The following is a 20847-nucleotide window of genomic DNA, read 5'->3' as shown; positions in this document are numbered from 1 at the left end:
ATTTTTATCAAACCCTCTTCCCATGCCTTTTTGCAAGTTTTGTCCTGTACTGAGCTCATCGCTAACTCTTGGCTTTTTCTGCGGGCAGGGTAATTCCCAATCGCTGTTGCAGTGCCTCAATGACTTCTTCGGCAGACTTTTGACCGAAATTTTTGATTTCCAAAAGGTCTTCTTGAGAGTAATCAAGGAGATCGGCAACAGAGTTAATTTGCGCCCGTTTGAGGCAGTTGTATGCCCGTACTGAGAGGTGTAACTCTTCAATAGGAATTTGGCTGGTGGGATCTTCGCTGTCTTGATCGTCTTCCTGGATCTGCTCGAGGGTTAAATCCTTGAGGGGATTAAACAGTTCCACTACAATCCCCGCCGCTTGAGAAAGAGCTTCTTCGGGTTTGATACTGCCATTCGTCCAAATGTCGAGAGTTAATCGATCTTTGGGAATTGCACCATCGATAATGGTATCTTCTACCGCATAATTCACTTTGCTGACAGGCATGAAAATCGCATCGATTTGTAGGAAATCCAGAGAAGAAACTTCATCCTTCGTGCGATCGACTGCTCGATAGCCTTTTCCTCGTTCAATGCGAAACTCCATTTCCAATCGCGCCCCTTCGGCCAACGTCGCGATATATTGATTGCGATCGACGATTTGAACTTCTGAGGGTAAATCGAAATGTGCTGCTGTCACCGTCCCCGAATCATTGGCCACCAATCTCCCGATTTGAGGAGTTGTGGCAAAACTTTGAAAGACGATTTCCTTCATATTGAGAAGGATTTCTAAGACATCTTCACGAACTCCCGGAATAGTATCGAATTCATGATTAGCCCCAGCAATGCGAACGGCAGTTGCGGCGGCTCCTTCTAAGTTAGCCAGCAAGACTCGCCGCAAGGCATTACCAACGGTTGTTCCTTGTCCTCTTTCTAAGGGTTCGAGGACAAATTTGCCATATTGGCTTTGATTTTTTTGCGTCTTGGACTCAACGCATTCAATTTGAAATTGCGCCACGGCCTGTTACCTCTCCTGTTTGTCGTTGTCCCTGGGACTCTACATTGAGATCGATGAATGGCAGGGTGTTTGTGCCTTATCCTTTCGACCTTTCAGTAATTGTCAATGCGATCGCGGACTCTAAACTCGACGACGTTTAGGGGGACGACAACCATTATGAGGAATGGGAGTCACATCGCGAATGAGGGTAATTTCCAACCCGGAAGCTTGTAAGGCACGAATGGCTGTTTCCCGTCCGGCCCCAGGACCGCTCACCATGACTTCGAGTTGGCGCATTCCTTGCTCCATCGCCCGCCGCGCAGCACTATCGGCGGCAGTTTGTGCGGCGAAAGGCGTTCCTTTTTTCGCGCCTTTAAAACCGCTCGATCCCGAAGAAGCCCAAGAAATTACATCGCCTTTGGTATCGGAAATCGTTACGATTGTATTGTTGAACGTAGAGGTAATGTGAGCGATTCCATTGGGAACATTCCGTTTTGTTTTTTTCGCTCCGCCTTTCTTTGTCGGTCTTGCCATGTTATTGGGGTATCGGTAATGGGTAATGGGGGTGGATTATAGGGAATTATTTTTTGGCGCTGGCCTTTTTCTTTCCAGCGATCGCCGTGCGCCTGCCGCGTCTGGTGCGAGCATTGGTACGAGTTCGCTGACCGCGCACGGGCAAGCCCTGGCGATGGCGGCGACCGCGATAGGTGCCGATATCGATCAGGCGCTTGATGTTCATGTTTTCCAGCCGTCTCAAATCCCCTTCGATTTGATAATTGGCCTCAATACACGACCGTAAGGCGGTCACATCTTCGTCGCCGAGATCTTTAACTCGAGTATCGGGGTTGACTCCTGTTTTCTTTAAGATTTCTTGAGAGCGCGACAAACCGATTCCATAGATATAGGTAAGTCCAATTTCGACGCGCTTGTTTCGAGGAAGATCTATTCCTGCTATCCGTGCCACGGTTTTTTCTATTACTCCGTAAAATGAGAATATTGAAGATGCCTACAAAAGTTAGGACGATAAATTGAGAGAATGAGTAATTCTAATGAGTAATTCTTAGGTTCTATCCCTGTCTTTGCTTGTGCTTGGGGTTAGAACAAATCACCATCACTCGACCGCGCCTACGAATGACGCGACATTTTTCACAAATTTTTTTGACTGATGCTCGAACTTTCATGCCTTTTTTTTTGCCACACTGCAAGCTCTTAATTATATCAATAATTGCTAACTTTAGCAAGTCTAAAAGCCAAGATTGGTAAATTGCGTCTCGATGGATTTGAGTTGGTTATTTTGGGCTGTAGGCAAAGGTTAGCCATTCGAGACATACCAGAAATACCAACGTCATCAGACTGAAGCTGCATTTGCATGAAATGCGCTATTTTTTTCGGAGGCGATAGGTAATGCGTCCTTTGGTTAAGTCGTAAGGGGTCAGTTCAACTTTGACGCGATCGCCGGGGAGAATTTTGATGTAGTTCCGACGGATTTTTCCGGAGATATGAGCTAAAACATTAAACCCATTATCCAAATCAACGCGGAACATGGCATTGGGAAGTGATTCCGTAACAGTTCCCTCCATTTCAATTAAATCTTGTTTAGCCAATTGACTTCGATCCTCAATGATGTTTTTCTTTAATTAATCTTAGCAAAAATTCACGAAAATCCCATTAAACACCGACGATCGCAATCAAGGATTGGCGAACTTCTTCGAGAGAGCGATCGCCATTTACAGAATGCAAATTCCCTTGTTTTTGATAGTAATCAATCAAAGGTGCGGTTTTTTGTTGATACACTTCCAAGCGATTGCGAATCGTTTCGGGATTGTCATCTTGAGAGCGACCTCGTGCCACCAAGCGATCGACCAAAATTTGTTCGGGGACTTCCAAATTGAGAACTTGCAAGGAATTGCCCTCGAGTTGGGACAGTAACTCGCCTAAAAACGAGGCTTGCTCGACCGTGCGGGGAAAGCCATCTAGAATCCAACCTTTCTTGGCATCGGATTCTTGTAAGCGTTCTCGTACCATATTGGCAACCAGAGTATCGGGAACGAGGTCTCCTTTATCCATGTAGGATTTGGCCTGCTGACCTAAAGGTGTATTGTTGGCGATCGCGGCACGTAAAATATCTCCTGTCGAAATATGGGGAATTTTTACCGTTTCCGCCAGCATTTTTGCTTGGGTTCCCTTTCCAGCCCCGGGAGGTCCTAAAAAAACTAATTGATAGTGCATTTTGTTATTAGGTAATGGGTAATGGGTAATAGGTAATAGGTAATTGATTATGAAGAAAATCGGTAATCAATTACCGAGCCATTACTGTTTCACCATGCCTTCATAGCGTTGAGAAATCACGTAGGTTTGAATTTGTTTTGCGGTATCGATCGCCACCCCCACAAGAATCAGTAAGGAAGTTGCCCCCAAACCTCTTAAAGTTTGAATGCCTAGCGCACTTTCTACTGCTGTCGGCACCGTCGCAACAATCCCCAAAAACATTGCCCCTAAGAAAGTTAAGCGATTGATCGTCCGTTCCAAATATTCGCTAGTGGCTTTACCCGGACGAATTCCCGGAATGCTAGATCCCATTTTTTTCAAGTTTTGGGACATATCCACGGGATTCACGATTAAGGAAGCGTAGAAATAGCTGAAAAAGACAATTAATGTAAAGAACACCAGCACGTAAGCCCAAGGTGTCGGACCATTAATACTGATGTAATTGGAGAATTGGTTGAGAACTTGATGCAAATCCCCAACAAACCCTTCCTTGCCTTGGGTAAATTGCGCCAAAGAAGCAGGTAAGAACAACATCGCCGATGCAAAAATAATCGGCATGACACCGCCTTGATTGAGGCGCAAGGGCAAATAATTTGAGCGTTCGCGATACAATCTACGTCCCACTTGCCGACGGGCGGAAATAATGGGAATGCGTCGGGTTCCTTCTTGAACGAAGACAATTCCCACAATCATCATTAAGAAGGCCAGCAACAGAATAATGACTTTGGCAATATCTTCTCGCCCGCCTTGTTGGGCAACATCAATGGTGTTACCCAAAATTGTTGGCAGAACGGCGACAATATTGACGAAGATGAGCAAAGAAGCACCATTGCCGATACCGCGTTCGGTAATGAGTTCCGAAACCCACATGACGAACATCGAACCCGCCGTAAATGCCAGAACGGTTTCTACAAAAAATGCCGGTCCCGGTTCGAGGGCAAAGGATTGAATCCAAGTTGCCAGCATGATACTTTGCAAGGTAGCCCAGCCCACTGCTACATAACGGGTGATTTGGGAAATTTTGCGCCGTCCCGCTTCCCCTTCATTTTTTTGTAAATTTTCTAGGGAGGGCAGGGCAGCTGTTAAAAGCTGCATGATAATCGAGGCATTGATAAAGGGTAAAATCCCTAATGCAAAAATCCCCAAGGCCGAGAGACCGCCTCCCGAGAACACATCTAAAAAGCCAATTAAGGGACTGTTGCCGATATCATTCAAAAAGCGTTCGCGATCGATGCCCGGAATGGGAATATAAACCCCCAAACGAACTAAAACCAACAGACCTAGAGTGACGAGTAATCGTCCTCTCAGGCCTGCTGCTTGTGCCATTTGAGCAAAAGTTTCTTGAGCCGTCGGTGTTTTATCTCGACTGACAACCATAAAGGTTTACCTCATTGAATTTGCAAATACAAATCATTAAATTGTTGTTCTGATGACATATATTTTTATCTTACCGGACGCGATCGCGACGGAGTTTCGCACTTCGTCGCGGAGTCCTCAACGTCAAAATATGGGCGGGCGATCGTCTCAAACAATTTCCCAAGTTCCCCCAGCCCCTTCTATTTTTTCCTTAGCACTCCCAGTCAAAGCAGCCGCTTTTACCGTGAGGGCAACCTTGAGTTCGCCATCCCCCAGAATTTTTAACGGCCCGTCATTTTGAGTCACGATGCCGACTTCCATGAGAGATTCGAGGGTGACTTCAGTATTGGCAGGAAGCGAGGCCAAGCTGCGAACATTGATAATCGTGTAATAGCGGCGATTGATAACCGTGAAGTGTTTTAATTTTGGCACTCGCCGATACAAGGGCATTTGACCCCCTTCAAAGCCCGGTTTCGTTCCCGTTCCCGATCGCGATTTTTGTCCGCGCATCCCAAACCCACAACTTGCACCCTGTCCGGCAGCAATTCCTCGTCCCACTCGACGAGGGCGTGTTTTGGAACCTTTTTTGGGTTTTATCTCGTGTAGTCTCATTGTTTTGGTTATTGGTTATTGGTTTATTGGTTATTAGTGATGGGTAATAGAGTTAACGTCTGAAAAAGCTAGAACTGTATTGCCAAACAACAAATAACAAATTATGCAAATAGTTGTTCGATAGAAATTTCGCGCTCCCGAGCCACTTCTTTAAAGGTTCGCAAGGTTTCTAAGGCATCGACAGCCGCCCGAGCGTTGTTGAGCGGGTTATTAGAACCGAGTTGCTTCGCCAGAATATTTTGGATGCCTGCTAATTCGAGGACAGTTCGCACGGCTCCCCCAGCAATTACCCCAGTACCGGGAGCCGCCGGACGGATCATGACTTTTGCACCGCCCGCAGAGCCTCGAGTGGGATGAACGATAGAATTAGCTTTGGTGAGAGAAACATCAATCAGTTTCTTTTTCCCATCGGCAACGCCCTTGCGAACTGCGCCAATGACATCAGCAGCTTTACCCACGCCGACACCGACTTTGCCTTTTTCATTCCCAACGACGACGATCGCTCGGAAACTGAGTTTTTTACCGCCTTTGACAACTTTAGAAACCCGACGGATTTGAATAACCCGTTCTTGGAAGGCTTCTTCTTTTTTCGTGCGGTTATTTTTCTTCTTTTTATTGGTCTTAGCCATACTTCATATAACGGGTAACGGGTGATTAATGGGTGAGTGACTGGTTAAAATTCTAGTCCGGCTTCTCTTGCTGCATCGGCAAGGGCTTTGACGCGACCGTGATAGAGGTTGCCGCCGCGATCGAAAACAACGGTTTTAATGCCTTTCGCTTGCAGGCGATCGGCGACTAATTTTCCCACGACTTCCGAGGCTTTACAGGTCGCTTGCGACTCGAGTTGCCCTTTTAGCTCTTTATCGAGAGTAGAAGCCGAGGCAATGGTATGTTGAGCCACATCATCGATCGCTTGGACGTAAATGTGACCATTAGAGCGAAAAACAGCTAAGCGAGGACAGTCTCCAGTACCGCTTAATTTTTTCCGCAACCGACGATGGCGGCGACGAACGGATTCTTTGCGAGTTTTTTTCATGGTTTATTTTTTCCCTGCTTTACCTGCTTTGCGTCTGATGTATTCGCCTTTGTAACGAATGCCTTTGCCTTTATAAACTTCAGGAGGGCGCACGGCTCGAATTTTAGCGGCAACGTTGCCAACAATTTCTTTATTGATACCGCTTATGATGACTTCGAGACCTTTTTCGACAACCTCGAATTTAATCCCGTCTGGGGCATCAATCTCAACGGGTTTGCTGTACCCTACGTTGAGAATCAGCTTGGTTCCCTGCACTTGCGATCGATAACCGACACCGATAATACTCAAGCGTTTTTCATAACCTTTTGAGACTCCTTCGACCATATTCGCTACTAAAGTTCGCGATAAACCGTGACACTGGCGGGCGACTCGCGAGTCATCTTGGCGGTTGACATTGATGATGCCGTTGTTTTGTTCGGCGATCGCAGTTTCGGGGAGGGTGCGTTCGAGCTGCCCTTTGGGACCTTTGACGCTAACGTGCCGCCCTTCAATGGTTACAGTTACGCCTTTAGGAAGTTCTATGGGGCGTCTGCCAATGCGAGACATAATTAATTACTCCTTTTTTGTTGTTTGTTATTTGTTATTTGTTGTTTGTGAAATAACCAATAACGAACTGACAGCATCTTTACCAGACGTAGCAAAGAATTTCACCGCCTAATCCTTGTTTTCGTGCTTCGCGATCGGTCATAATGCCGCGATCGGTGGAAATAATCGCAATGCCGATGCCACCTAAAACGCGAGGGAGTTCTTTGCGATTTTTATAAACTCGCAAACCGGGTTTGCTGATGCGTTTGAGCTTGGTAATGATAGGTTTGCGGTTCTTCCCTGTATATTTTAGGGATAAAACTAATTCTTTTTTGATTCCTTCCCCGACCTCTTCAATATCCCCAATAAATCCTTCTTGTTTCAGGACTCGGGCAATGCTGCGGGTCATTTTAGTGGCGGGAACGTGAGTGCTTGGATGCCGAACCGCACCGGAATTGCGGATGCGAGTGAGCATATCGGAAATCGTGTCGTTTGTTGCCATGCGTGGGTTTTTCCTCCTTGCTATTGAGCCTAGGGATATGCCCCTAGGTTGGGGGTGTCCCTATTGGGCGCGGAAGGGCATCCCCATTTCTTTAAGTAGGGCGCGTCCTTCTTCGTCTGTATTAGCCGTGGTAATGATGGCAATATCCATGCCCCGAATTTGATCGATACTGTCGTACTCGATTTCCGGGAAAATTAATTGTTCTCGCACGCCGATACTGTAATTTCCTCGACCGTCAAAACTTTTGGGACTCACGCCGCGAAAGTCGCGAATGCGAGGTAATGCCAAGCTGATAAGGCGATCGAGAAAAGCATACATTCGCTCTTGGCGCAAGGTCACCATGACCCCGACGGGCATTCCTTGGCGAATTTTAAAGCCAGCGATCGCTTTTTTGGCCCGGGTGACAACGGGTTTTTGTCCGGTAATCGTTGACAGTTCGCTCAGGGACGATTCGAGGGCTTTTGCATTTTGCGATGCCTCCCCTAAGCCTCGGTTAACGGTAACTTTGATGACTTTGGGGACTTGATGGATATTTCCGTAACTAAACTGTTCCATTAATTTAGGAACAATTTGTTCTTGGTAGACAGTTTTTAAGCGTTGAACCATGAGTTTGTTGTTTGTTGCTTGTTGTTTGTTGTTTGTTGTTTGGAACCCAATAACAAACAACGAATAACCAATAACTAATCAATAATTTCGCCTGTTTTTTTGAGCATTCTCACTTTACGTCCTTCTTCGGTAAAGGTATAAGAAATGCGACTGGCGACTTTTTCTTTCGTGGAATAGAGCATCACATTAGAACTGTGAATAGGTGCTTCAAAGGTTTCGATTCGACCTGATTCACCTTCTTGACGAGGTTTGACGTGTTTGGTTCTCACATTAACCCCTTGCACGACAATTTTGCTCGACTTGGGAATGGTTTTAGTGATTTCGCCAATTTTTCCTTTGTCGCGCCCGGAAATGACCTGTACGGTATCGCCAGTTTTGACGTGCATTTTGTAACGCTTGGGAGTTTTGGATTTGGCGCTTGTGACTGCCATTTAGAGAACCTCCGGTGCAAGAGAGACGATTTTGGTATAGTTTTTATCCCGTAGTTCTCGCGCGACGGGTCCGAAGACGCGGGTTCCTTTAGGATTGCCGTCGGCGTTGATAATCACGGCAGCATTATCGTCAAAGCGAATGGTCATGCCACTGGCTCGCCGGACGGCGTGACGGGTTCTCACAATGACGGCGGTGACGATATCGGATTTTTTCACCCCTTGGTTGGGAATGGCATCTTTGACGACGGCGACGATGCGATCGCCAATGCCGCCCGTGTCGCGATTTCCCGCCCCCAAGACTCGCAAGCACATGAGTTTGCGAGCGCCGCTATTATCGGCAACATTGAGATAGGTTTGTTGTTGAATCATGGCCTTTTTTCAATGAGCAGTCTCATTGCTCGTGAATAATCGATTATTTTTGAGTGCTTTCGAGAATTTCAGCAACTGTCCAACGCTTGGTGCGACTGAGAGGACGGGTTTCGCGAATGCGGACGCGATCGCCTTCTTGACATTTATTTTCCTCGTCGTGAACCTTATATCTTTTGGTTTTGGCGAGAATTTTGCCGTATTTGCGATGGGGGGAACGGCTTTCAATGGAAACCACGACGGTTTTTTCCATTTTGTTACTCACCACGACACCCACTCGTTCTTTTGTTGCCACGATTTGTTTACTCCTCTTCAGTTATGGATGTTGTAGAAGCCTCGACCGGAGATGATGTGTCTTCAGATCCAGAGCTTTCATCTTCTTCGAGTTCTCGTTCCCGTTCGACCGTAAGCAATTGGGCGATCCAACGTCGCGTATGTTTGAATTCGTGAGTTTTTTCTAACCGCCCGGTTGCTCTTTCCAAACGGAGTTGAAAGAGTTTTCGTTTGGCAGTAAGAATTTCTTCGGCCAGTGCTTCATCACTGAGATTTCTGGCATCTTCAACTTTAGATAAAGCCATTATTGAGAAGGATGAATTGAAATAAAAGAATCAGTTAACGCTTATCATTCGTCAATTTTGGGACGAACGAGAAATTTGGTTTTAATGGGTAGTTTTTGGGCAGCGAGGCGCATGGCTTCTCTGGCGATTTCTTCGCTCACGCCAGACATTTCAAACATGATCCGTCCGGGTTTAACGACAGCAACCCAATATTCGGGAGAACCTTTCCCCGAACCCATCCGAGTTTCGGCCGGGCGCATGGTTACGGGTTTATCTGGGAAAACGCGAATCCAAATTTTTCCACCCCGACGAATGTAACGGGTCATGGCACGCCGTGCGGCTTCAATCTGACGAGAGGTAATCCAACAAGGTTCGGTGGCTTGTAGGGCAAAATCGCCAAAGTTAAACGTCGTACCGCCTTTGGCTAATCCTCTCATTCGCCCGCGTTGTTGTTTGCGGAATTTTGTTCTTTTGGGACTGAGCATGATTTGTAATGGTTAATGGGTAATGGGTAACGGGTAATGGGTAACGGGTAATGAGCCGATTACCAATGACCGATTACCAATGACCTACTCGGAGCGATCTTCAAATTGTTGGCGGCGGCGCTGACGGCGAGAGGGAGTGACTTGGGGTTCTTGAGCAATGTCCTCTTGACCGGGGATAATTTCACCTTTGAAAACCCAAACTTTAATCCCTAAAATACCGTAGATCGTTTTAGCCGTGCGGTAAGCATAATCGACATCCGCTCTCAAGGTGTGTAGGGGAACTCGTCCTTCCCGCGTCCATTCTGTTCTGGCGATTTCTGCACCGTTGAGACGACCGCTCACTTGAATTTTGATGCCTTGAACTTCTGCTCGTTGCGCCCGTTGAATGGCTTGGCGCACGATGCGACGGAAGGAAACCCGCCGTTCGAGCTGTTGGGCAATGTATTCGCCAATGAGGACGGCATCTGCATCAACGCGAGACACTTCAATGACGTTGACGCGAATTTGACGATTGCCTCCGAGGAAGTTTTGCAGCCCTGTCCGCAAGGATTCGATGCCACTGCCGCCACGACCGACGACGACCCCCGGACGGGCGGTATGAATGGCTAAATCAATTTGATCGGCTTTGCGTTCGATTCTCACGTCAGAAATTCCCGCATTGCTGAGGTTATCCTGAACGTAGGTGCGAATTTTACGATCCTCTTGCAGGAGTTCCGGATATCGTTTCTCGTCGGCGTACCAGCGAGAGCGATGTTCTTTGGTAATCCCTAAGCGAAAACCGGTTGGATGAATCTTCTGTCCCACAAATTGTTCCTCTTATTCTTCTAGTTTCGATGCAACGGCAATGGTGATATGGCAGGTCGGCTTTTGGATTTGATAGGCGCGACCTTGCGCTCTCGGACGATACCGTTTGAGTTTGGGACCCATATCGGCGAAGGCGGTACTCACGACTAAACTCGTGCGATCGAAACCGTTATTGTGTTCGGCGTTAGCGGCGGCCGATCGCAGGGTTTTTAAAATCGGTTCGCAAGCGCGATAAGGCATGAATTCGAGAATAATTAAGGCTTCTCGATAGGAGCGCCCGCGAATTTGATCCAAGACGCGTCGCACTTTGCGAGGGGACATCCGGATATAGCGGGCGGTTGCTTTGATTTCTTCTGATAGATCGACTGCCATTGTTCTCTCTGTATCTTGTTGTTCCTATCGTTTTTGCCTATCGTCTGGCTTTTTTGTCGCTTTTGGCGTGACCTCGAAAGGTACGGGTGGGGGCAAATTCCCCGAGTTTGTGTCCGACCATTTGCTCGTTAATGAAAACGGGAACGTGCTGCCTGCCGTTATGAACGGCGATGGTATGACCGACCATCTGGGGTAAGACGGTAGAAGCGCGAGACCAAGTTTTAATCACTCGCTTTTCGCCTTTGGCATTCATTTTCTCGATTTTCGAGAGCAGGCTATCGGCTATGAATGGACCTTTTTTTAATGAACGACTCATAGTTTGCTATTGGCTATTTGTTATTTTTGGCTGCGTCGCCGGACAATTAAGCGATCGCTAGGTTTATTGCGTTTGCGAGTTTTACGACCCAAGGTGGGTTTTCCCCAAGGGGTGACCGGACCGCTACGACCGATGGGAGCGCGTCCTTCTCCACCGCCATGAGGGTGATCCACGGGGTTCATGGCACTGCCTCGCACTTGCGGGCGACGACCTCGGTGGCGCGATCGCCCAGCTTTTCCTAGGCTCAGATTTCGATCTTCGGCATTGCCCACGCGACCCATTGTGGCATAGCATTCTTTGCGAACCATCCGCACTTCTTTGGAAGGAAGGCGTAAGGTAACATAGTTCCCTTCTTTGGCAACTAATTGAGCGCCAGTTCCCGCAGATCGCACGATTTGACCGCCTCGACCAGGATAGAGTTCGATATTATGCAGGTCGCTTCCTAAAGGGATTTTGCTTAAAGGTAAAGCATTGCCAATTTCAAAAGGTGCATCTGGACCGGCGGTGATGGTCGTCCCTACGCTTAATTTGTCGGGGCATAAGATATAGCGCTTTTCTCCATCTTCGTATTGAACGAGGGCAATACGAGCGTTGCGGTTAGGATCGTATTCGATCGCAATGACTTCCGCGTTCATATTACGCTTGTCTCGACGAAAATCGATGACGCGATAAAGGCGCTTGTGACCACCTCCTCGACGGCGAGAGGTAATCACCCCGCGATTATTGCGTCCTTTTTTGCGGTGCTTGTATTTAGTTAGAGATTTCTCCGGTTTGCTCTTGGTAATCTCGGAAAAGTCAGACACGCTGGCTTGTCGAGTCCCGGGAGTCATCGGTCGAAAGATACGAATACCCATTTCAGTTATCAGTGAACAGTTATCAGTTATCGGTAGGGACGTTGCATTCAGCGTCTCTACACTTCAGGGAAGAGAACGATCTCATCGCCTTCAGCAAGGGTGACGATCGCGCGTTTGTAAAGGGCTTTATACCCAATAAATTTGCCAACTCTCTTTTTCTTGCGAGTGGGATTATGAGTATTTACTTTGACAACTTTGACATCAAAGAGACTTTCGATCGCGGCTCTGATTTCTGGTTTGGTGGCCTTGGGTTTGACATCAAAAACATATTTATTCTGTTCGAGTAACAGTGTTGCTTTTTCAGTCACGATCGGCTTGAGAATCAAATCTGCGAGATCTCTGGGATCGTATTGTCTGGTTTTATAAACTCTAGTCTTCACCGTACACCTCCTTGATTTTTGCGATCGCCGAACTTGTCGCTACGATTCTGTCAGCATTGAGTAGGTCGTAAACGTTTAAGTTGGTCGCCAAAATCATGCGTAATTTTTCGATATTGCGACCGGATAAATAAACATTGTCATTTTTTTCACCGACAATGAGCAGAACTTTTTCGTTTTCTGCAATTCCCCAACGTTGGAGAGCCGAGGTTAATTCTTTGGTTTTGGGGCGAGAAATTTGCTCGGCAAAATCTTCAACGATAATTAAATCTTCTGCACGGCTGGTTAAAGCCGTTCTTAGGGCCAATCTCCGCTCTTTACGGTTCATTTTTTGGCTGTAATCTCTCGGTTTGGGTCCGAAGATTACGCCGCCTCCTCGCCATAAGGGAGAACGAATGGAGCCAGCACGGGCGCGTCCCGTTCCTTTTTGCCGCCACGGTTTGCGACCGCCCCCTCTCACTTCGGCACGGGTTTTCGTCGAGGCCGTTCCTTGACGAGCGTTGGCCAATTGACGCACGACGGCACGATGAAGGATATGAGAAGCATTTTCTTCTTTAGCAACTTTGAGTTCTAAGGTCGCTTCTCCAACCTCTTCTCCTTGCCAATTTTTAACTGCGCGAGTAACCATTTTCGTTTGTTGTTCGTTGTTTGTTGTTTGTTATTTGGCGATCGCTAACTGGTTTGCCAATAACCGATAACCAATAACTAATAACCTATTTACTTTTTCTGTCCGACAATATTGGCAGGAGAAATATTGAGGAGATTTCCCGTTTTTCCGGGGATAGCGCCTTTAATGAGCAGTAAGTTTCTTTCTGCATCCACTTGGACGACTTCCAGTTTGCGGACGGTGATTTTTTTACCACCATAACGTCCTGCCATTTTCTTACCGGGATAAATCCGACCCGGTGTGGTACCGGCTCCGGTAGAACCGGGTAAACGGTGATTTTTAGACCCGTGAGACATGGGTCCTCGTCGGAAATTGTGACGCTTTTGATAGCCGGCAAATCCTCTGCCGATGGTCTTTCCAGAAACATCAACGAGTTGCCCTGCCGCAAAAATATCGGCTTTAAGGGTTTGTCCTAATTCGTAGGCGGAGGTATCTTCAAGGCGATACTCTTTCAAGTGACGCAGGGGAGATGCTCCGGATTTAGTTAAATGACCCAATTCCGGCTTGTTGATGGTTTTGGGTTTAACGTCGTCGTAACCGAGTTGAACAGCAATGTAGCCGTCCGTCTCTTTTGTTTTAATTTGAGTTATCGTACAAGGACCTGCTTGGATAACCGTCACGGGGATGGAAATTCCCGTTTCTTGGTTAAAAATTTGGGTCATGCCGAGTTTGGTACCAAGAATCCCCACAGACACGGGCTTACCTCTCTCTTGTTCTAAACAACGCTGAATTTAATGCACCTTGTGTGATACAAGAGCAATTTTGCTTTTGAGGTCTGTCCGATCGCGGTGTTAATCTCTAACACCTCTAAATCTCGCCAAACGAGTTTAGATGGTCGTGTTGTCCTCCCAAGACCATAAATTTCCCAATCCTTAAATCTGGTTTGGGAAACCGATGTGATTAAAACTTTTTTTAGTTGTTTCTTAGGTTAATAACATTAATTTGGGCGATCGCTTAACTTCATCTAAGACTTAGGAACTGGTAGCCCCAGTATCTCGCAATGAAACGATATCTTTGCCGTGGTGTTAAAAGTGTCTTTCGACTTGTTGCGAAATACACAGTTTTAACGTTTTAATGTCACAATCATTCACTATATCGAGTTAGTGCGATCGTGTCAAGCCTGCGAGGGAAATTTTATTTTTGGGGTCCAAGTCTTGGGTTTTGCAGGGGAAAGCCGCGATCGCGACCCCAAAATTCTAGAGATTCTCAAGGGGTGAGTAGCGGATGCAACCGATCGCCCTACAATAGGAAAGCAAAGATCGCCCATCATTGAAAAACGATGCCTCGGACACAGCGTAACGATAATTTTATCGATAAAAGTTTCACGGTTATGGCAGACCTCATTCTCAAGTTACTGCCGACCAACCAAAACGCCAAGAAGGCCTTTGCTTATTACCGCGATGGTATGGCTGCACAAGCGGATGGAGAATATGCCGAAGCCTTAGATAATTATAATGAAGCTTTAACTTTAGAAGACGATCCCAACGATCGCAGTTACATTCTCTACAATATTGGCTTAATTCATGCCAGCAACGGCGAACACGATCGAGCCTTAGAGTTTTATCACGAGGCGATCGATCTCAATCCTAAAATGCCCCAAGCCCTAAATAATGTTGCTGTAATTTACCATTATCAAGGGGAACACGCGAAAGATGATGGCAGGGAAGAGGAAGCCGAAGCGCTCTTCGATCGCGCCGCAGAATACTGGAAACAAGCCGTCCGCATTGCCCCCAATAATTACATTGAAGCGCAAAACTGGCTCAAAACCACCGGACGCTCTGAAATCGATGTTTTCTTCTAATTTCCCCACCGATAACTGATAACTGATAACTGATAACTGATAACTGATAACTGATAACTGAAAATGCTCGATCGCGAACAAGTCCAAAAAGTAGCCCATCTCGCTCGCTTGGAACTCACGGAAACTGAGGAAGAAGCGTTTACTCGTCAACTGAGTAGCATTCTCGAATCTTTCGAGCAACTCAGCGAACTCGATACGGATGAGATTAAGCCGACGACGAGGGCAATTGAAACCAGTAATATTACTCGTCCCGATCGCTTAGATCCATCTTTAGAACAAGACGAAATGTTGAATGCAGCCCCCGATCGCAGCGATCGCTTTTTCCAAGTTCCTCAGATATTAAGCGATTGATGGGAGGATGCGATCGAGTAGACGATTTTACCGAAAAACATTGGTTTTTACCTTGCAATCGCACAAATTTAATTATAGAGGAGAATGCTCTTTGTTGGCTGAAGTAACATTGGCAATCTCTTGGGTTTCTCGTGCAGATGCGATCGACTCCAATTGATGAGGATAAACTGTTTCTATTCCTAATGTTTCCATAAATGCCCCTGTTTCGTCTTGAGATGCAGAAATCCAGTTTCCGCGATCGTCGTATTTTACCCAGTTTCCAAAGAGTTCAACCATATACGCTTCACCATTTTTAAAGACTTCAACAATTGCACCTACTGTTCCTTTTTGTGCAATTTTTCCGTCGATTAAATGAATATCTTCAGTGAGTTTTACTTCGTCAAACAATTGAAATACAATCATGTTAAATCTCCTGTGCGATCGGGGACTGCGGTAACAAATCTAGCGACGTTTTCATCAAATAGAACGATCCAAACTGTTCTAATTCGCCTTGTGATTCCAGAAGCTCCAGAAAGTTCGATATATGCACGATATAATTGTCCAAAGTCGTTCTGATTTTGAGATTGCAACATATCGAGAGAAACAGTCGCTAAAATTGCCTCTCGAATTGCTTCGGGTGATTCAAAACCCATGATTTCTTGCCAAAATTTACGTTTGTCACCTCCTTGACCGGATTTACCGATATAGTTGAAAAGATATTGAGCTTTGGCTAAAGGAAACTCGAAGCGATCGGGTAATGTCATCGATTTATCTCCCAAAATCAGTCATTAGATATTTTGTCTTGGTTCTCCTGAATCCACAAATCAAAATTATTTTGCTGTACTTCCCATAACATAGAACTAAATTTTGGTTTGTCCGAAAAATATAGAATATGCCGAATTATTGTATATGGATTAAGTGGAAAAGGTGCATCTATCCTATATTTTTCGACCAATATTAAATAATTTTCTATAGCCTCTTTCAAGGCATCTTTTAAAAGATCTTTGTTCTGCTCATAATATTCTTCGAAACGTTTTTTTTCTTGAAAATCGAGAGAACTTATTCTGAAACTTCAAATAATTAAAATAAATCCAAGATATTTTTCTGATTATAACACCAATCACTCAAAAATACCAAAAGAGAATACAACATGAATTGCTCTCATTCCTCTTCTCGTTTCAATTGCCGCACTTCTTCAAGACTCAATCCCGTTTTCTGGCTAATCGTTTCCTCGTCCAACACATCCAATAATTCCTTAGCAATTTCAAGTGCTTTTTGTTGTTCTCCTTGCTGTATTCCTTGTTTCATTCCTTGATTTAAGGCTTTTTTAATAGCATTTCTTTGATCGTGAATAAATATTTCTCGTTTCTCTAAATCTTCTAATTCATCTCGGTTTAGATTGGCTTGATTAGCAATTTCAAATGCTCTTGAGATTTCAGGAACTTCCCCCATATTGGTTGGGATATCCTGTAATTTTCTCGCATTTTTAAGAAAATAAATCCACTTTTCTGTCAAATTTTCTAACTGTTCCAATTGCTTATTAAATTTCGGTAACTCTACAAAGACCAACTCAAAATCGTAAATCAGATAATCAACTAAGTAATCTCTTTCCTTGAGAATAAAACGCGAAATGACCTGCTCTAACTGCGGAAACATTTCAAAATCTGTAATTGTTAATGCAATTACCGGATTCAATAAGTTGTAACTTTCTCCTGTATCGAGTTGAATCGAATAGGCTTTCGCTGCATTATAGAGAATTCGTTTCTCAAATCCCTCGACATTTAACACCTGCATTTCAATAATGACGGTTTTATTGCCTGTAATCCTTGCTTTAACATCCAAATAAGTATCCTTAACACCTCGGATTCTCGGTACTTGATAAGGATTGAGAATTTCTAAATCTTCAATGGTGGGTTGACCTCTGTAGAGAATACCATTGAGAAAGCTGATTAAAATATCTTTGCTCTGTTCCGAACCAAAAATCTTTTTAAAAGCAAAGTCGGTTTTAGGGTTAATAAAAATCATAATAATCTGTTCTTGTTTGATGTATAATTTTATTCTAACATAATCTCACAGTTGGAGAGACGATCGCTATAATGTCATCTGAAAGCGTAAAATCTAAGCTAAAACAAGCCGATCGCAAACTACAGGAAAAATATAGCGATCGCTTAGTCGTCAATCCAGATTTAGATAGAGCATTAGTCAGCTTTCAAGGGAATAAGCACGAAAATGAAGCTCGTTGGTGTAAATATAGAGAAGGGTTTTCTAGGGCTTTAGTTCAGTATATCTTTGAAAATACAGGAATTCAATCGGGTCGAGTTCTCGATCCCTTTGCTGGCTCGGGAACGACCTTATTTACTGCTAGCGATCGCGGTATTGATAGCGTGGGAATTGAGCTTTTACCCAGTAGTGCAGAAATGATTGAAGTTCGCCAATTTCTACGAACATCCAACCGAGAAGAAATTGCCCAAAAATTACGAGATTTTAAAAATAGTCGCATTTGGAAACAGTCTGGCGATCGCATTGAGTTTAATTATTTGAGAATTACCCAAAATGCTTTCCCTTCAGAAACAAAACTAGCTCTAGAACGTTATTTGTATGAAATTGAAAAGTTAAGCGATCGCGATTTAAGTCGCGTTCTCAAATTTGTTCTACTTTGTATTTTAGAATCTATTAGTTATACTCGTAAAGATGGGCAATACTTGCGTTGGGATTGGCGATCGAGACGAAATGCTGGGAAAAATAAATTTGATAAAGGCAAAATTTTAGATTTTACAGAAGCGATCGATCGCAAAATTGAAGAGATTTGCAGCGATATCCTTGGGGGATTTTTGTTGCCACAAACCTCGATCGAGCAGCATAAGCCCGGAAAACTAGAACTTCTGAAAGGTTCTTGTTTGAATATATTACCTACACTTGAAGATTCTTCTTTTGATAGTTTAATAACCTCTCCTCCTTATTGCAATCGCTATGATTATACAAGAACCTATGCTCTCGAACTCAATTTATTAGGAGTCGGAGAAGAAGAAATAAAAAGTTTACGACAAGCAATGTTAAGTTGTACGGTAGAAAATCGAGAAAAAGATAATTTAAACAATAAAAATATGAGATATGAACGTGCAGTTTTATCATGGAAATCTCATACACTTCTCAATCTTATTATTGATTATCTAGAACAATGTCGAGAAGAGAAAGAACTTAATAATAATGGTATTCCACGAATGGTCAAAAATTATTTTAAGGAAATGGCAATGATGATTTTTGAAGCCTCTAGAATTCTGAAACCGAATGCTCCTTTTGTCATGGTTAATGATAACGTACGCTATCAAGGAATTCATATCCCTGTCGATCTGATTCTTTCTAATTTTGCTAAAGATGCGGGATTAGAAATTGAAAAAATTTGGGTTTTACCTCGAGGAAAAGGAAATAGTTCTCAACAAATGGGAATACATGGTCGAGAAGAAATCCGTAAAAGTGTTTATATTTGGAGAAAGTTAGCTAGATGAAGTTACGTTGGTAATTTTTTGGGTTTCTCGTGCAGATGCGATCGATTCCAATTGATGGGAATAAACTGTTTCTATGAGTTTCAATTCATCAAACAATTGAAATTGCAATCATTTTAAACCCCCTGTGCGATCGCATCCTCTCATCCTAAGCAAAGAAAACACGATCGCAATCGTTCAACTAACAATAAACCCGAGGCAAACGACGTTTAAACCCGCAAAGAATTTCCCAAGAAATCGTCCCGATGCGATCGCTCCATTCTTCTGCAAAAATGGCTTCATTGCCATCTTTACCAATGAGTGTCACCACTTCTCCGGGTTGCATATCGGGAAAACAGCTAATATCCAACATTAATTGATCCATTGTAATCGAGCCAATTTGTGAGACTCGTTGTCCTCGTAATAAGACTTCCATGTTATTACTTAGTAAACGCGGCACCCCATCCGCATAACCGATCGCAACGATAGCTATCTGAGTTTCGCGATCGCTAACATAACGATGTCCATAGCTGACTCCGGTATGCGGAGAAATCGTTTTCACCTGCGTCACTCGTGCTTTCACTTGTAGCACGGGTTTGAGAGCAAGGATATCTTGCAAATGAGGGGAAGGGTATAAACCGTAGAGCGCTAATCCCACCCGTGCGATATCGTAATGCAGGGTGCGATCGCTCAACGTTGCCGCAGAGTTGGCAATATGAAGGAGAGGAGGAATAATATCCTGTTGTTTTAACTGTGCGATCGCTTCTTGATAGCGTTGGTGTTGTACATCCATGAAAGTGCGATCGGGGTCGTCAGCAGTGGCAAAATGAGAATAGACGCTTGCGAGTTGGAGTTGGGGCAATTGTTGCACGAATTGAGCAAATTCCACCGCTTCCGTCCAAGGAGTCCCCAAACGGGACATTCCCGTGTCGATATTGAGATGCACTGGGAGAGTTTCCTCTAAGCGTGCCAACGTTTCGGAAAAAATAAGTGCTTGTCGGGGAGTGCAGAGAGTGGGTTGCAAGCGATAATCAACAACGGCTGCAATTTCTGCTGGATCGTTGATTGCCCCTAAAATTAAAATAGGTGCGTTAATACCTGCTTTTCGCAGTTCGATCCCTTCTGGGGAGGTCGCCACCGCACACCATTTTGCCCCTGCTTCTAAAGCCGTTTTTGCCACTGTAACGGCCCCATGACCGTAAGCATCGGCTTTAACTACCGCCATTAATTGAGAAGGTGATATCTCTGAAGCCACGCTTTGCGAACGCAACATTTGCTTAATTTCTCCCACATTATGTCTCAATGCTCCCAGATCGATCTCGAGCCAAGCTCGTTGATATTCTGTGTGGGAAATATTGAGAAATTTCAGATTTTCGTAACTCAGTACCATTATTCACTCCTTAACACCAATTCGAGAGAGAGTTAGCGGTTAATATCTAACGATTGCGGTTTGCCATTAACTCAACCCGCTAAATTCCATTTATTCTACTAAAATTGGTTGGAGGTTAAACTCACGACAATTTCTCTGTCGATACGATTGACTGCGATAATACGCTGCCCTCATCCCAGTTTTCAGAACAAAATCGAGAATGGGTGCGATCGCCCTTGTTGTCACAGTAACAAAGTTTAATTTTATCCTGCCCCTCTTTCTCTCAAAATTTTGTCAGTTATCGAGGGAACTCAACAGATCCGCGATCGCCTTATTCTACGTAGCGATCGCTCAATTCTCGCTGTTGTAGATCCATAACTTCCCGATTTCGGATCGAGAAAAGAGTGAAGTTTGGAACGATCGTTCTTAGAGGAGGAGGGATCTAGAAGTGTGACAAGAGGTCAAAAATAAGAATCTTCTTAAAGAGCTTAGAAACAGATAGTCCGAATAATACGTTGCTTAGATCTGTTAAAGGAGCAGGGAGATTATAGAAGCTGAGCGCAAATGCTGCAATGGCAACACTTTTGTTGTTTTATACCTTATTGGTTACGCCGATAGATATACAACTTTCGGCACCAGATTTGAGTTATTCCGTAAAGTTTTCTATCTCAGTGCTGTTATCCAGAGTCTTTCCAAAATTTGTGAGGAAATTTGCATTTAGGGCTTTCCATATTTGAATAAAGATGGTA

General features: G+C 44.6%; 32 protein-coding genes. 3 read left to right on the top strand and 29 right to left on the bottom strand.

Features of this window, described 5'->3' with window-relative positions:
* Positions 1-61 precede the first annotated feature (61 nt).
* The 25 genes from AC6RV6_RS24955 to rplC form a co-directional block, all read right to left on the bottom strand.
* Positions 62-1003, bottom strand: a complete 942-nt coding sequence (locus AC6RV6_RS24955; RefSeq protein ID WP_500243593.1) for a DNA-directed RNA polymerase subunit alpha — start codon at positions 1001-1003, stop codon at positions 62-64.
* A 120-nt stretch (positions 1004-1123) separates the two neighbouring features.
* Positions 1124-1516: a 30S ribosomal protein S11 gene (gene rpsK, locus AC6RV6_RS24950; protein ID WP_500243592.1), complete on the bottom strand. Its 393-nt coding sequence runs from the start codon at positions 1514-1516 to the stop codon at positions 1124-1126.
* Between the two features lie 46 nt (positions 1517-1562).
* Positions 1563-1946: a 30S ribosomal protein S13 gene (gene rpsM, locus AC6RV6_RS24945; protein WP_500243591.1), complete on the bottom strand. Its 384-nt coding sequence runs from the start codon at positions 1944-1946 to the stop codon at positions 1563-1565.
* A 103-nt stretch (positions 1947-2049) separates the two neighbouring features.
* Complete coding sequence (rpmJ, locus tag AC6RV6_RS24940) at positions 2050-2163, bottom strand: 50S ribosomal protein L36 (protein WP_006618079.1); 114 nt, start codon at positions 2161-2163, stop codon at positions 2050-2052.
* A gap of 198 nt (positions 2164-2361) precedes the next feature.
* On the bottom strand, positions 2362-2586 hold the full coding sequence (infA, locus tag AC6RV6_RS24935) for a translation initiation factor IF-1 (protein WP_008191178.1): 225 nt from the start codon (positions 2584-2586) through the stop codon (positions 2362-2364).
* Between the two features lie 64 nt (positions 2587-2650).
* Positions 2651-3211, bottom strand: a complete 561-nt coding sequence (locus AC6RV6_RS24930) for an adenylate kinase (protein WP_500243590.1) — start codon at positions 3209-3211, stop codon at positions 2651-2653.
* Positions 3212-3292: 81 nt separating this feature from the next.
* Entirely contained in the window at positions 3293-4627 is a 1335-nt protein-coding gene (secY, locus tag AC6RV6_RS24925) for a preprotein translocase subunit SecY (protein ID WP_500243589.1), read from the bottom strand.
* 147 nt (positions 4628-4774) lie between these two features.
* Positions 4775-5218, bottom strand: a complete 444-nt coding sequence (gene rplO / locus AC6RV6_RS24920) for a 50S ribosomal protein L15 (protein ID WP_500243588.1) — start codon at positions 5216-5218, stop codon at positions 4775-4777.
* 101 nt (positions 5219-5319) lie between these two features.
* Positions 5320-5847, bottom strand: a complete 528-nt coding sequence (rpsE, locus tag AC6RV6_RS24915) for a 30S ribosomal protein S5 (protein ID WP_500243587.1) — start codon at positions 5845-5847, stop codon at positions 5320-5322.
* A gap of 44 nt (positions 5848-5891) precedes the next feature.
* A complete protein-coding gene (gene rplR, locus AC6RV6_RS24910) occupies positions 5892-6254 on the bottom strand; it encodes a 50S ribosomal protein L18 (RefSeq protein WP_500243586.1) in 363 nt (120 codons plus the stop codon).
* Between the two features lie 3 nt (positions 6255-6257).
* Positions 6258-6800 carry a 50S ribosomal protein L6 gene (gene rplF, locus AC6RV6_RS24905; protein WP_500243585.1) on the bottom strand — a complete coding sequence of 181 codons (543 nt, stop codon included), beginning with the start codon at positions 6798-6800 and terminating at the stop codon, positions 6258-6260.
* Positions 6801-6879: 79 nt separating this feature from the next.
* Positions 6880-7281 carry a 30S ribosomal protein S8 gene (rpsH, locus tag AC6RV6_RS24900; protein ID WP_500243584.1) on the bottom strand — a complete coding sequence of 134 codons (402 nt, stop codon included), beginning with the start codon at positions 7279-7281 and terminating at the stop codon, positions 6880-6882.
* A gap of 60 nt (positions 7282-7341) precedes the next feature.
* On the bottom strand, positions 7342-7887 hold the full coding sequence (rplE, locus tag AC6RV6_RS24895; protein WP_500243583.1) for a 50S ribosomal protein L5: 546 nt from the start codon (positions 7885-7887) through the stop codon (positions 7342-7344).
* A gap of 74 nt (positions 7888-7961) precedes the next feature.
* A complete protein-coding gene (gene rplX, locus AC6RV6_RS24890) occupies positions 7962-8318 on the bottom strand; it encodes a 50S ribosomal protein L24 (protein ID WP_500243582.1) in 357 nt (118 codons plus the stop codon).
* Entirely contained in the window at positions 8319-8687 is a 369-nt protein-coding gene (gene rplN, locus AC6RV6_RS24885) for a 50S ribosomal protein L14 (protein ID WP_500243581.1), read from the bottom strand.
* 43 nt (positions 8688-8730) lie between these two features.
* Positions 8731-8979 (bottom strand): 30S ribosomal protein S17, encoded by a 249-nt coding sequence (gene rpsQ, locus AC6RV6_RS24880; protein WP_500243580.1) that lies wholly within the window; start codon positions 8977-8979, stop codon positions 8731-8733.
* Between the two features lie 7 nt (positions 8980-8986).
* Entirely contained in the window at positions 8987-9262 is a 276-nt protein-coding gene (rpmC, locus tag AC6RV6_RS24875) for a 50S ribosomal protein L29 (protein ID WP_500243579.1), read from the bottom strand.
* 44 nt (positions 9263-9306) lie between these two features.
* Positions 9307-9726 carry a 50S ribosomal protein L16 gene (gene rplP / locus AC6RV6_RS24870; protein ID WP_500243578.1) on the bottom strand — a complete coding sequence of 140 codons (420 nt, stop codon included), beginning with the start codon at positions 9724-9726 and terminating at the stop codon, positions 9307-9309.
* Positions 9727-9810: 84 nt separating this feature from the next.
* Positions 9811-10530, bottom strand: a complete 720-nt coding sequence (gene rpsC / locus AC6RV6_RS24865) for a 30S ribosomal protein S3 (protein WP_500243577.1) — start codon at positions 10528-10530, stop codon at positions 9811-9813.
* A gap of 12 nt (positions 10531-10542) precedes the next feature.
* On the bottom strand, positions 10543-10902 hold the full coding sequence (gene rplV / locus AC6RV6_RS24860; RefSeq protein ID WP_500243576.1) for a 50S ribosomal protein L22: 360 nt from the start codon (positions 10900-10902) through the stop codon (positions 10543-10545).
* Between the two features lie 37 nt (positions 10903-10939).
* On the bottom strand, positions 10940-11218 hold the full coding sequence (gene rpsS / locus AC6RV6_RS24855; RefSeq protein WP_500243575.1) for a 30S ribosomal protein S19: 279 nt from the start codon (positions 11216-11218) through the stop codon (positions 10940-10942).
* Between the two features lie 20 nt (positions 11219-11238).
* Positions 11239-12072, bottom strand: coding sequence for a 50S ribosomal protein L2 (gene rplB / locus AC6RV6_RS24850; RefSeq protein WP_500243574.1), 834 nt, complete (start codon positions 12070-12072; stop codon positions 11239-11241).
* Positions 12073-12128: 56 nt separating this feature from the next.
* On the bottom strand, positions 12129-12452 hold the full coding sequence (locus AC6RV6_RS24845; protein WP_500243573.1) for a 50S ribosomal protein L23: 324 nt from the start codon (positions 12450-12452) through the stop codon (positions 12129-12131).
* Positions 12442-13077, bottom strand: a complete 636-nt coding sequence (rplD, locus tag AC6RV6_RS24840; protein WP_500243572.1) for a 50S ribosomal protein L4 — start codon at positions 13075-13077, stop codon at positions 12442-12444. Before rplD ends, AC6RV6_RS24845 begins: the two co-directional genes overlap by 11 nt.
* An 89-nt stretch (positions 13078-13166) precedes the next feature.
* Entirely contained in the window at positions 13167-13811 is a 645-nt protein-coding gene (gene rplC / locus AC6RV6_RS24835; RefSeq protein ID WP_500243571.1) for a 50S ribosomal protein L3, read from the bottom strand.
* A gap of 584 nt (positions 13812-14395) precedes the next feature.
* Here rplC and AC6RV6_RS24830 point away from each other — a divergent pair.
* On the top strand, positions 14396-14917 hold the full coding sequence (locus AC6RV6_RS24830; protein WP_500243570.1) for a photosystem I assembly protein Ycf3: 522 nt from the start codon (positions 14396-14398) through the stop codon (positions 14915-14917).
* 63 nt (positions 14918-14980) lie between these two features.
* Positions 14981-15268, top strand: a complete 288-nt coding sequence (gene gatC / locus AC6RV6_RS24825; RefSeq protein ID WP_500243569.1) for an Asp-tRNA(Asn)/Glu-tRNA(Gln) amidotransferase subunit GatC — start codon at positions 14981-14983, stop codon at positions 15266-15268.
* Positions 15269-15340: 72 nt separating this feature from the next.
* Here the strand turns inward: gatC and AC6RV6_RS24820 are convergent, their stop codons facing one another.
* The 3 genes from AC6RV6_RS24820 to AC6RV6_RS24810 form a co-directional block, all read right to left on the bottom strand.
* Entirely contained in the window at positions 15341-15670 is a 330-nt protein-coding gene (locus tag AC6RV6_RS24820) for a DUF4926 domain-containing protein (protein WP_500243568.1), read from the bottom strand.
* Positions 15667-16011: a DUF6883 domain-containing protein gene (locus AC6RV6_RS24815; protein ID WP_500243567.1), complete on the bottom strand. Its 345-nt coding sequence runs from the start codon at positions 16009-16011 to the stop codon at positions 15667-15669. Before AC6RV6_RS24815 ends, AC6RV6_RS24820 begins: the two co-directional genes overlap by 4 nt.
* A gap of 397 nt (positions 16012-16408) precedes the next feature.
* Positions 16409-17272 carry an Rpn family recombination-promoting nuclease/putative transposase gene (locus AC6RV6_RS24810; protein WP_500243566.1) on the bottom strand — a complete coding sequence of 288 codons (864 nt, stop codon included), beginning with the start codon at positions 17270-17272 and terminating at the stop codon, positions 16409-16411.
* 71 nt (positions 17273-17343) lie between these two features.
* Between AC6RV6_RS24810 and AC6RV6_RS24805 the strand changes: the two genes are divergently transcribed.
* Positions 17344-18753, top strand: coding sequence for a DNA methyltransferase (locus tag AC6RV6_RS24805; RefSeq protein ID WP_500243565.1), 1410 nt, complete (start codon positions 17344-17346; stop codon positions 18751-18753).
* Positions 18754-18931: 178 nt separating this feature from the next.
* On the opposite strand, the gene alr is transcribed toward AC6RV6_RS24805, so the two are convergent.
* The gene (alr, locus tag AC6RV6_RS24800) at positions 18932-20119 is read right to left on the bottom strand and encodes an alanine racemase (protein ID WP_500243564.1); all 1188 of its coding nucleotides are present in this window, start codon (positions 20117-20119) and stop codon (positions 18932-18934) included.
* Positions 20120-20847 lie beyond the last annotated feature (728 nt).

This window comes from Spirulina sp. LEGE 11439 (genome assembly GCF_059821285.1).
The sequence above is the reverse complement of the archived record's forward strand: the minus strand, read 5'-3'. Positions and strand labels throughout refer to the sequence as shown.

Excerpts from the sequence above, each read along its gene's own strand:
- rpsK (WP_500243592.1), bottom strand. The coding sequence starts at position 1,516 with ATGGCAAGACCGACAAAGAAAGGCGGAGCGAAAAAAACAAAACGGAAT.
- rplV (WP_500243576.1), bottom strand. The coding sequence starts at position 10,902 with ATGGCAGTCGATCTATCAGAAGAAATCAAAGCAACCGCCCGCTATATC.
- AC6RV6_RS24820 (WP_500243568.1), bottom strand. The coding sequence starts at position 15,670 with ATGATTGTATTTCAATTGTTTGACGAAGTAAAACTCACTGAAGATATT.
- AC6RV6_RS24815 (WP_500243567.1), bottom strand. The coding sequence starts at position 16,011 with ATGACATTACCCGATCGCTTCGAGTTTCCTTTAGCCAAAGCTCAATAT.
- rplP (WP_500243578.1), bottom strand. The coding sequence starts at position 9,726 with ATGCTCAGTCCCAAAAGAACAAAATTCCGCAAACAACAACGCGGGCGA.
- rplR (WP_500243586.1), bottom strand. The coding sequence starts at position 6,254 with ATGAAAAAAACTCGCAAAGAATCCGTTCGTCGCCGCCATCGTCGGTTG.
- rplF (WP_500243585.1), bottom strand. The coding sequence starts at position 6,800 with ATGTCTCGCATTGGCAGACGCCCCATAGAACTTCCTAAAGGCGTAACT.
- rplD (WP_500243572.1), bottom strand. The coding sequence starts at position 13,077 with ATGGTTACTCGCGCAGTTAAAAATTGGCAAGGAGAAGAGGTTGGAGAA.
- rpmJ (WP_006618079.1), bottom strand. The coding sequence starts at position 2,163 with ATGAAAGTTCGAGCATCAGTCAAAAAAATTTGTGAAAAATGTCGCGTC.
- rplX (WP_500243582.1), bottom strand. The coding sequence starts at position 8,318 with ATGGCAGTCACAAGCGCCAAATCCAAAACTCCCAAGCGTTACAAAATG.
- rplO (WP_500243588.1), bottom strand. The coding sequence starts at position 5,218 with ATGAGACTACACGAGATAAAACCCAAAAAAGGTTCCAAAACACGCCCT.
- rplN (WP_500243581.1), bottom strand. The coding sequence starts at position 8,687 with ATGATTCAACAACAAACCTATCTCAATGTTGCCGATAATAGCGGCGCT.
- rpsE (WP_500243587.1), bottom strand. The coding sequence starts at position 5,847 with ATGGCTAAGACCAATAAAAAGAAGAAAAATAACCGCACGAAAAAAGAA.
- AC6RV6_RS24830 (WP_500243570.1), top strand. The coding sequence starts at position 14,396 with ATGCCTCGGACACAGCGTAACGATAATTTTATCGATAAAAGTTTCACG.
- AC6RV6_RS24805 (WP_500243565.1), top strand. The coding sequence starts at position 17,344 with ATGTCATCTGAAAGCGTAAAATCTAAGCTAAAACAAGCCGATCGCAAA.
- rpmC (WP_500243579.1), bottom strand. The coding sequence starts at position 9,262 with ATGGCTTTATCTAAAGTTGAAGATGCCAGAAATCTCAGTGATGAAGCA.
- rplE (WP_500243583.1), bottom strand. The coding sequence starts at position 7,887 with ATGGTTCAACGCTTAAAAACTGTCTACCAAGAACAAATTGTTCCTAAA.
- rplB (WP_500243574.1), bottom strand. The coding sequence starts at position 12,072 with ATGGGTATTCGTATCTTTCGACCGATGACTCCCGGGACTCGACAAGCC.
- AC6RV6_RS24810 (WP_500243566.1), bottom strand. The coding sequence starts at position 17,272 with ATGATTTTTATTAACCCTAAAACCGACTTTGCTTTTAAAAAGATTTTT.
- rpsS (WP_500243575.1), bottom strand. The coding sequence starts at position 11,218 with ATGAGTCGTTCATTAAAAAAAGGTCCATTCATAGCCGATAGCCTGCTC.
- rpsH (WP_500243584.1), bottom strand. The coding sequence starts at position 7,281 with ATGGCAACAAACGACACGATTTCCGATATGCTCACTCGCATCCGCAAT.
- secY (WP_500243589.1), bottom strand. The coding sequence starts at position 4,627 with ATGGTTGTCAGTCGAGATAAAACACCGACGGCTCAAGAAACTTTTGCT.
- AC6RV6_RS24930 (WP_500243590.1), bottom strand. The coding sequence starts at position 3,211 with ATGCACTATCAATTAGTTTTTTTAGGACCTCCCGGGGCTGGAAAGGGA.
- alr (WP_500243564.1), bottom strand. The coding sequence starts at position 20,119 with ATGGTACTGAGTTACGAAAATCTGAAATTTCTCAATATTTCCCACACA.
- gatC (WP_500243569.1), top strand. The coding sequence starts at position 14,981 with ATGCTCGATCGCGAACAAGTCCAAAAAGTAGCCCATCTCGCTCGCTTG.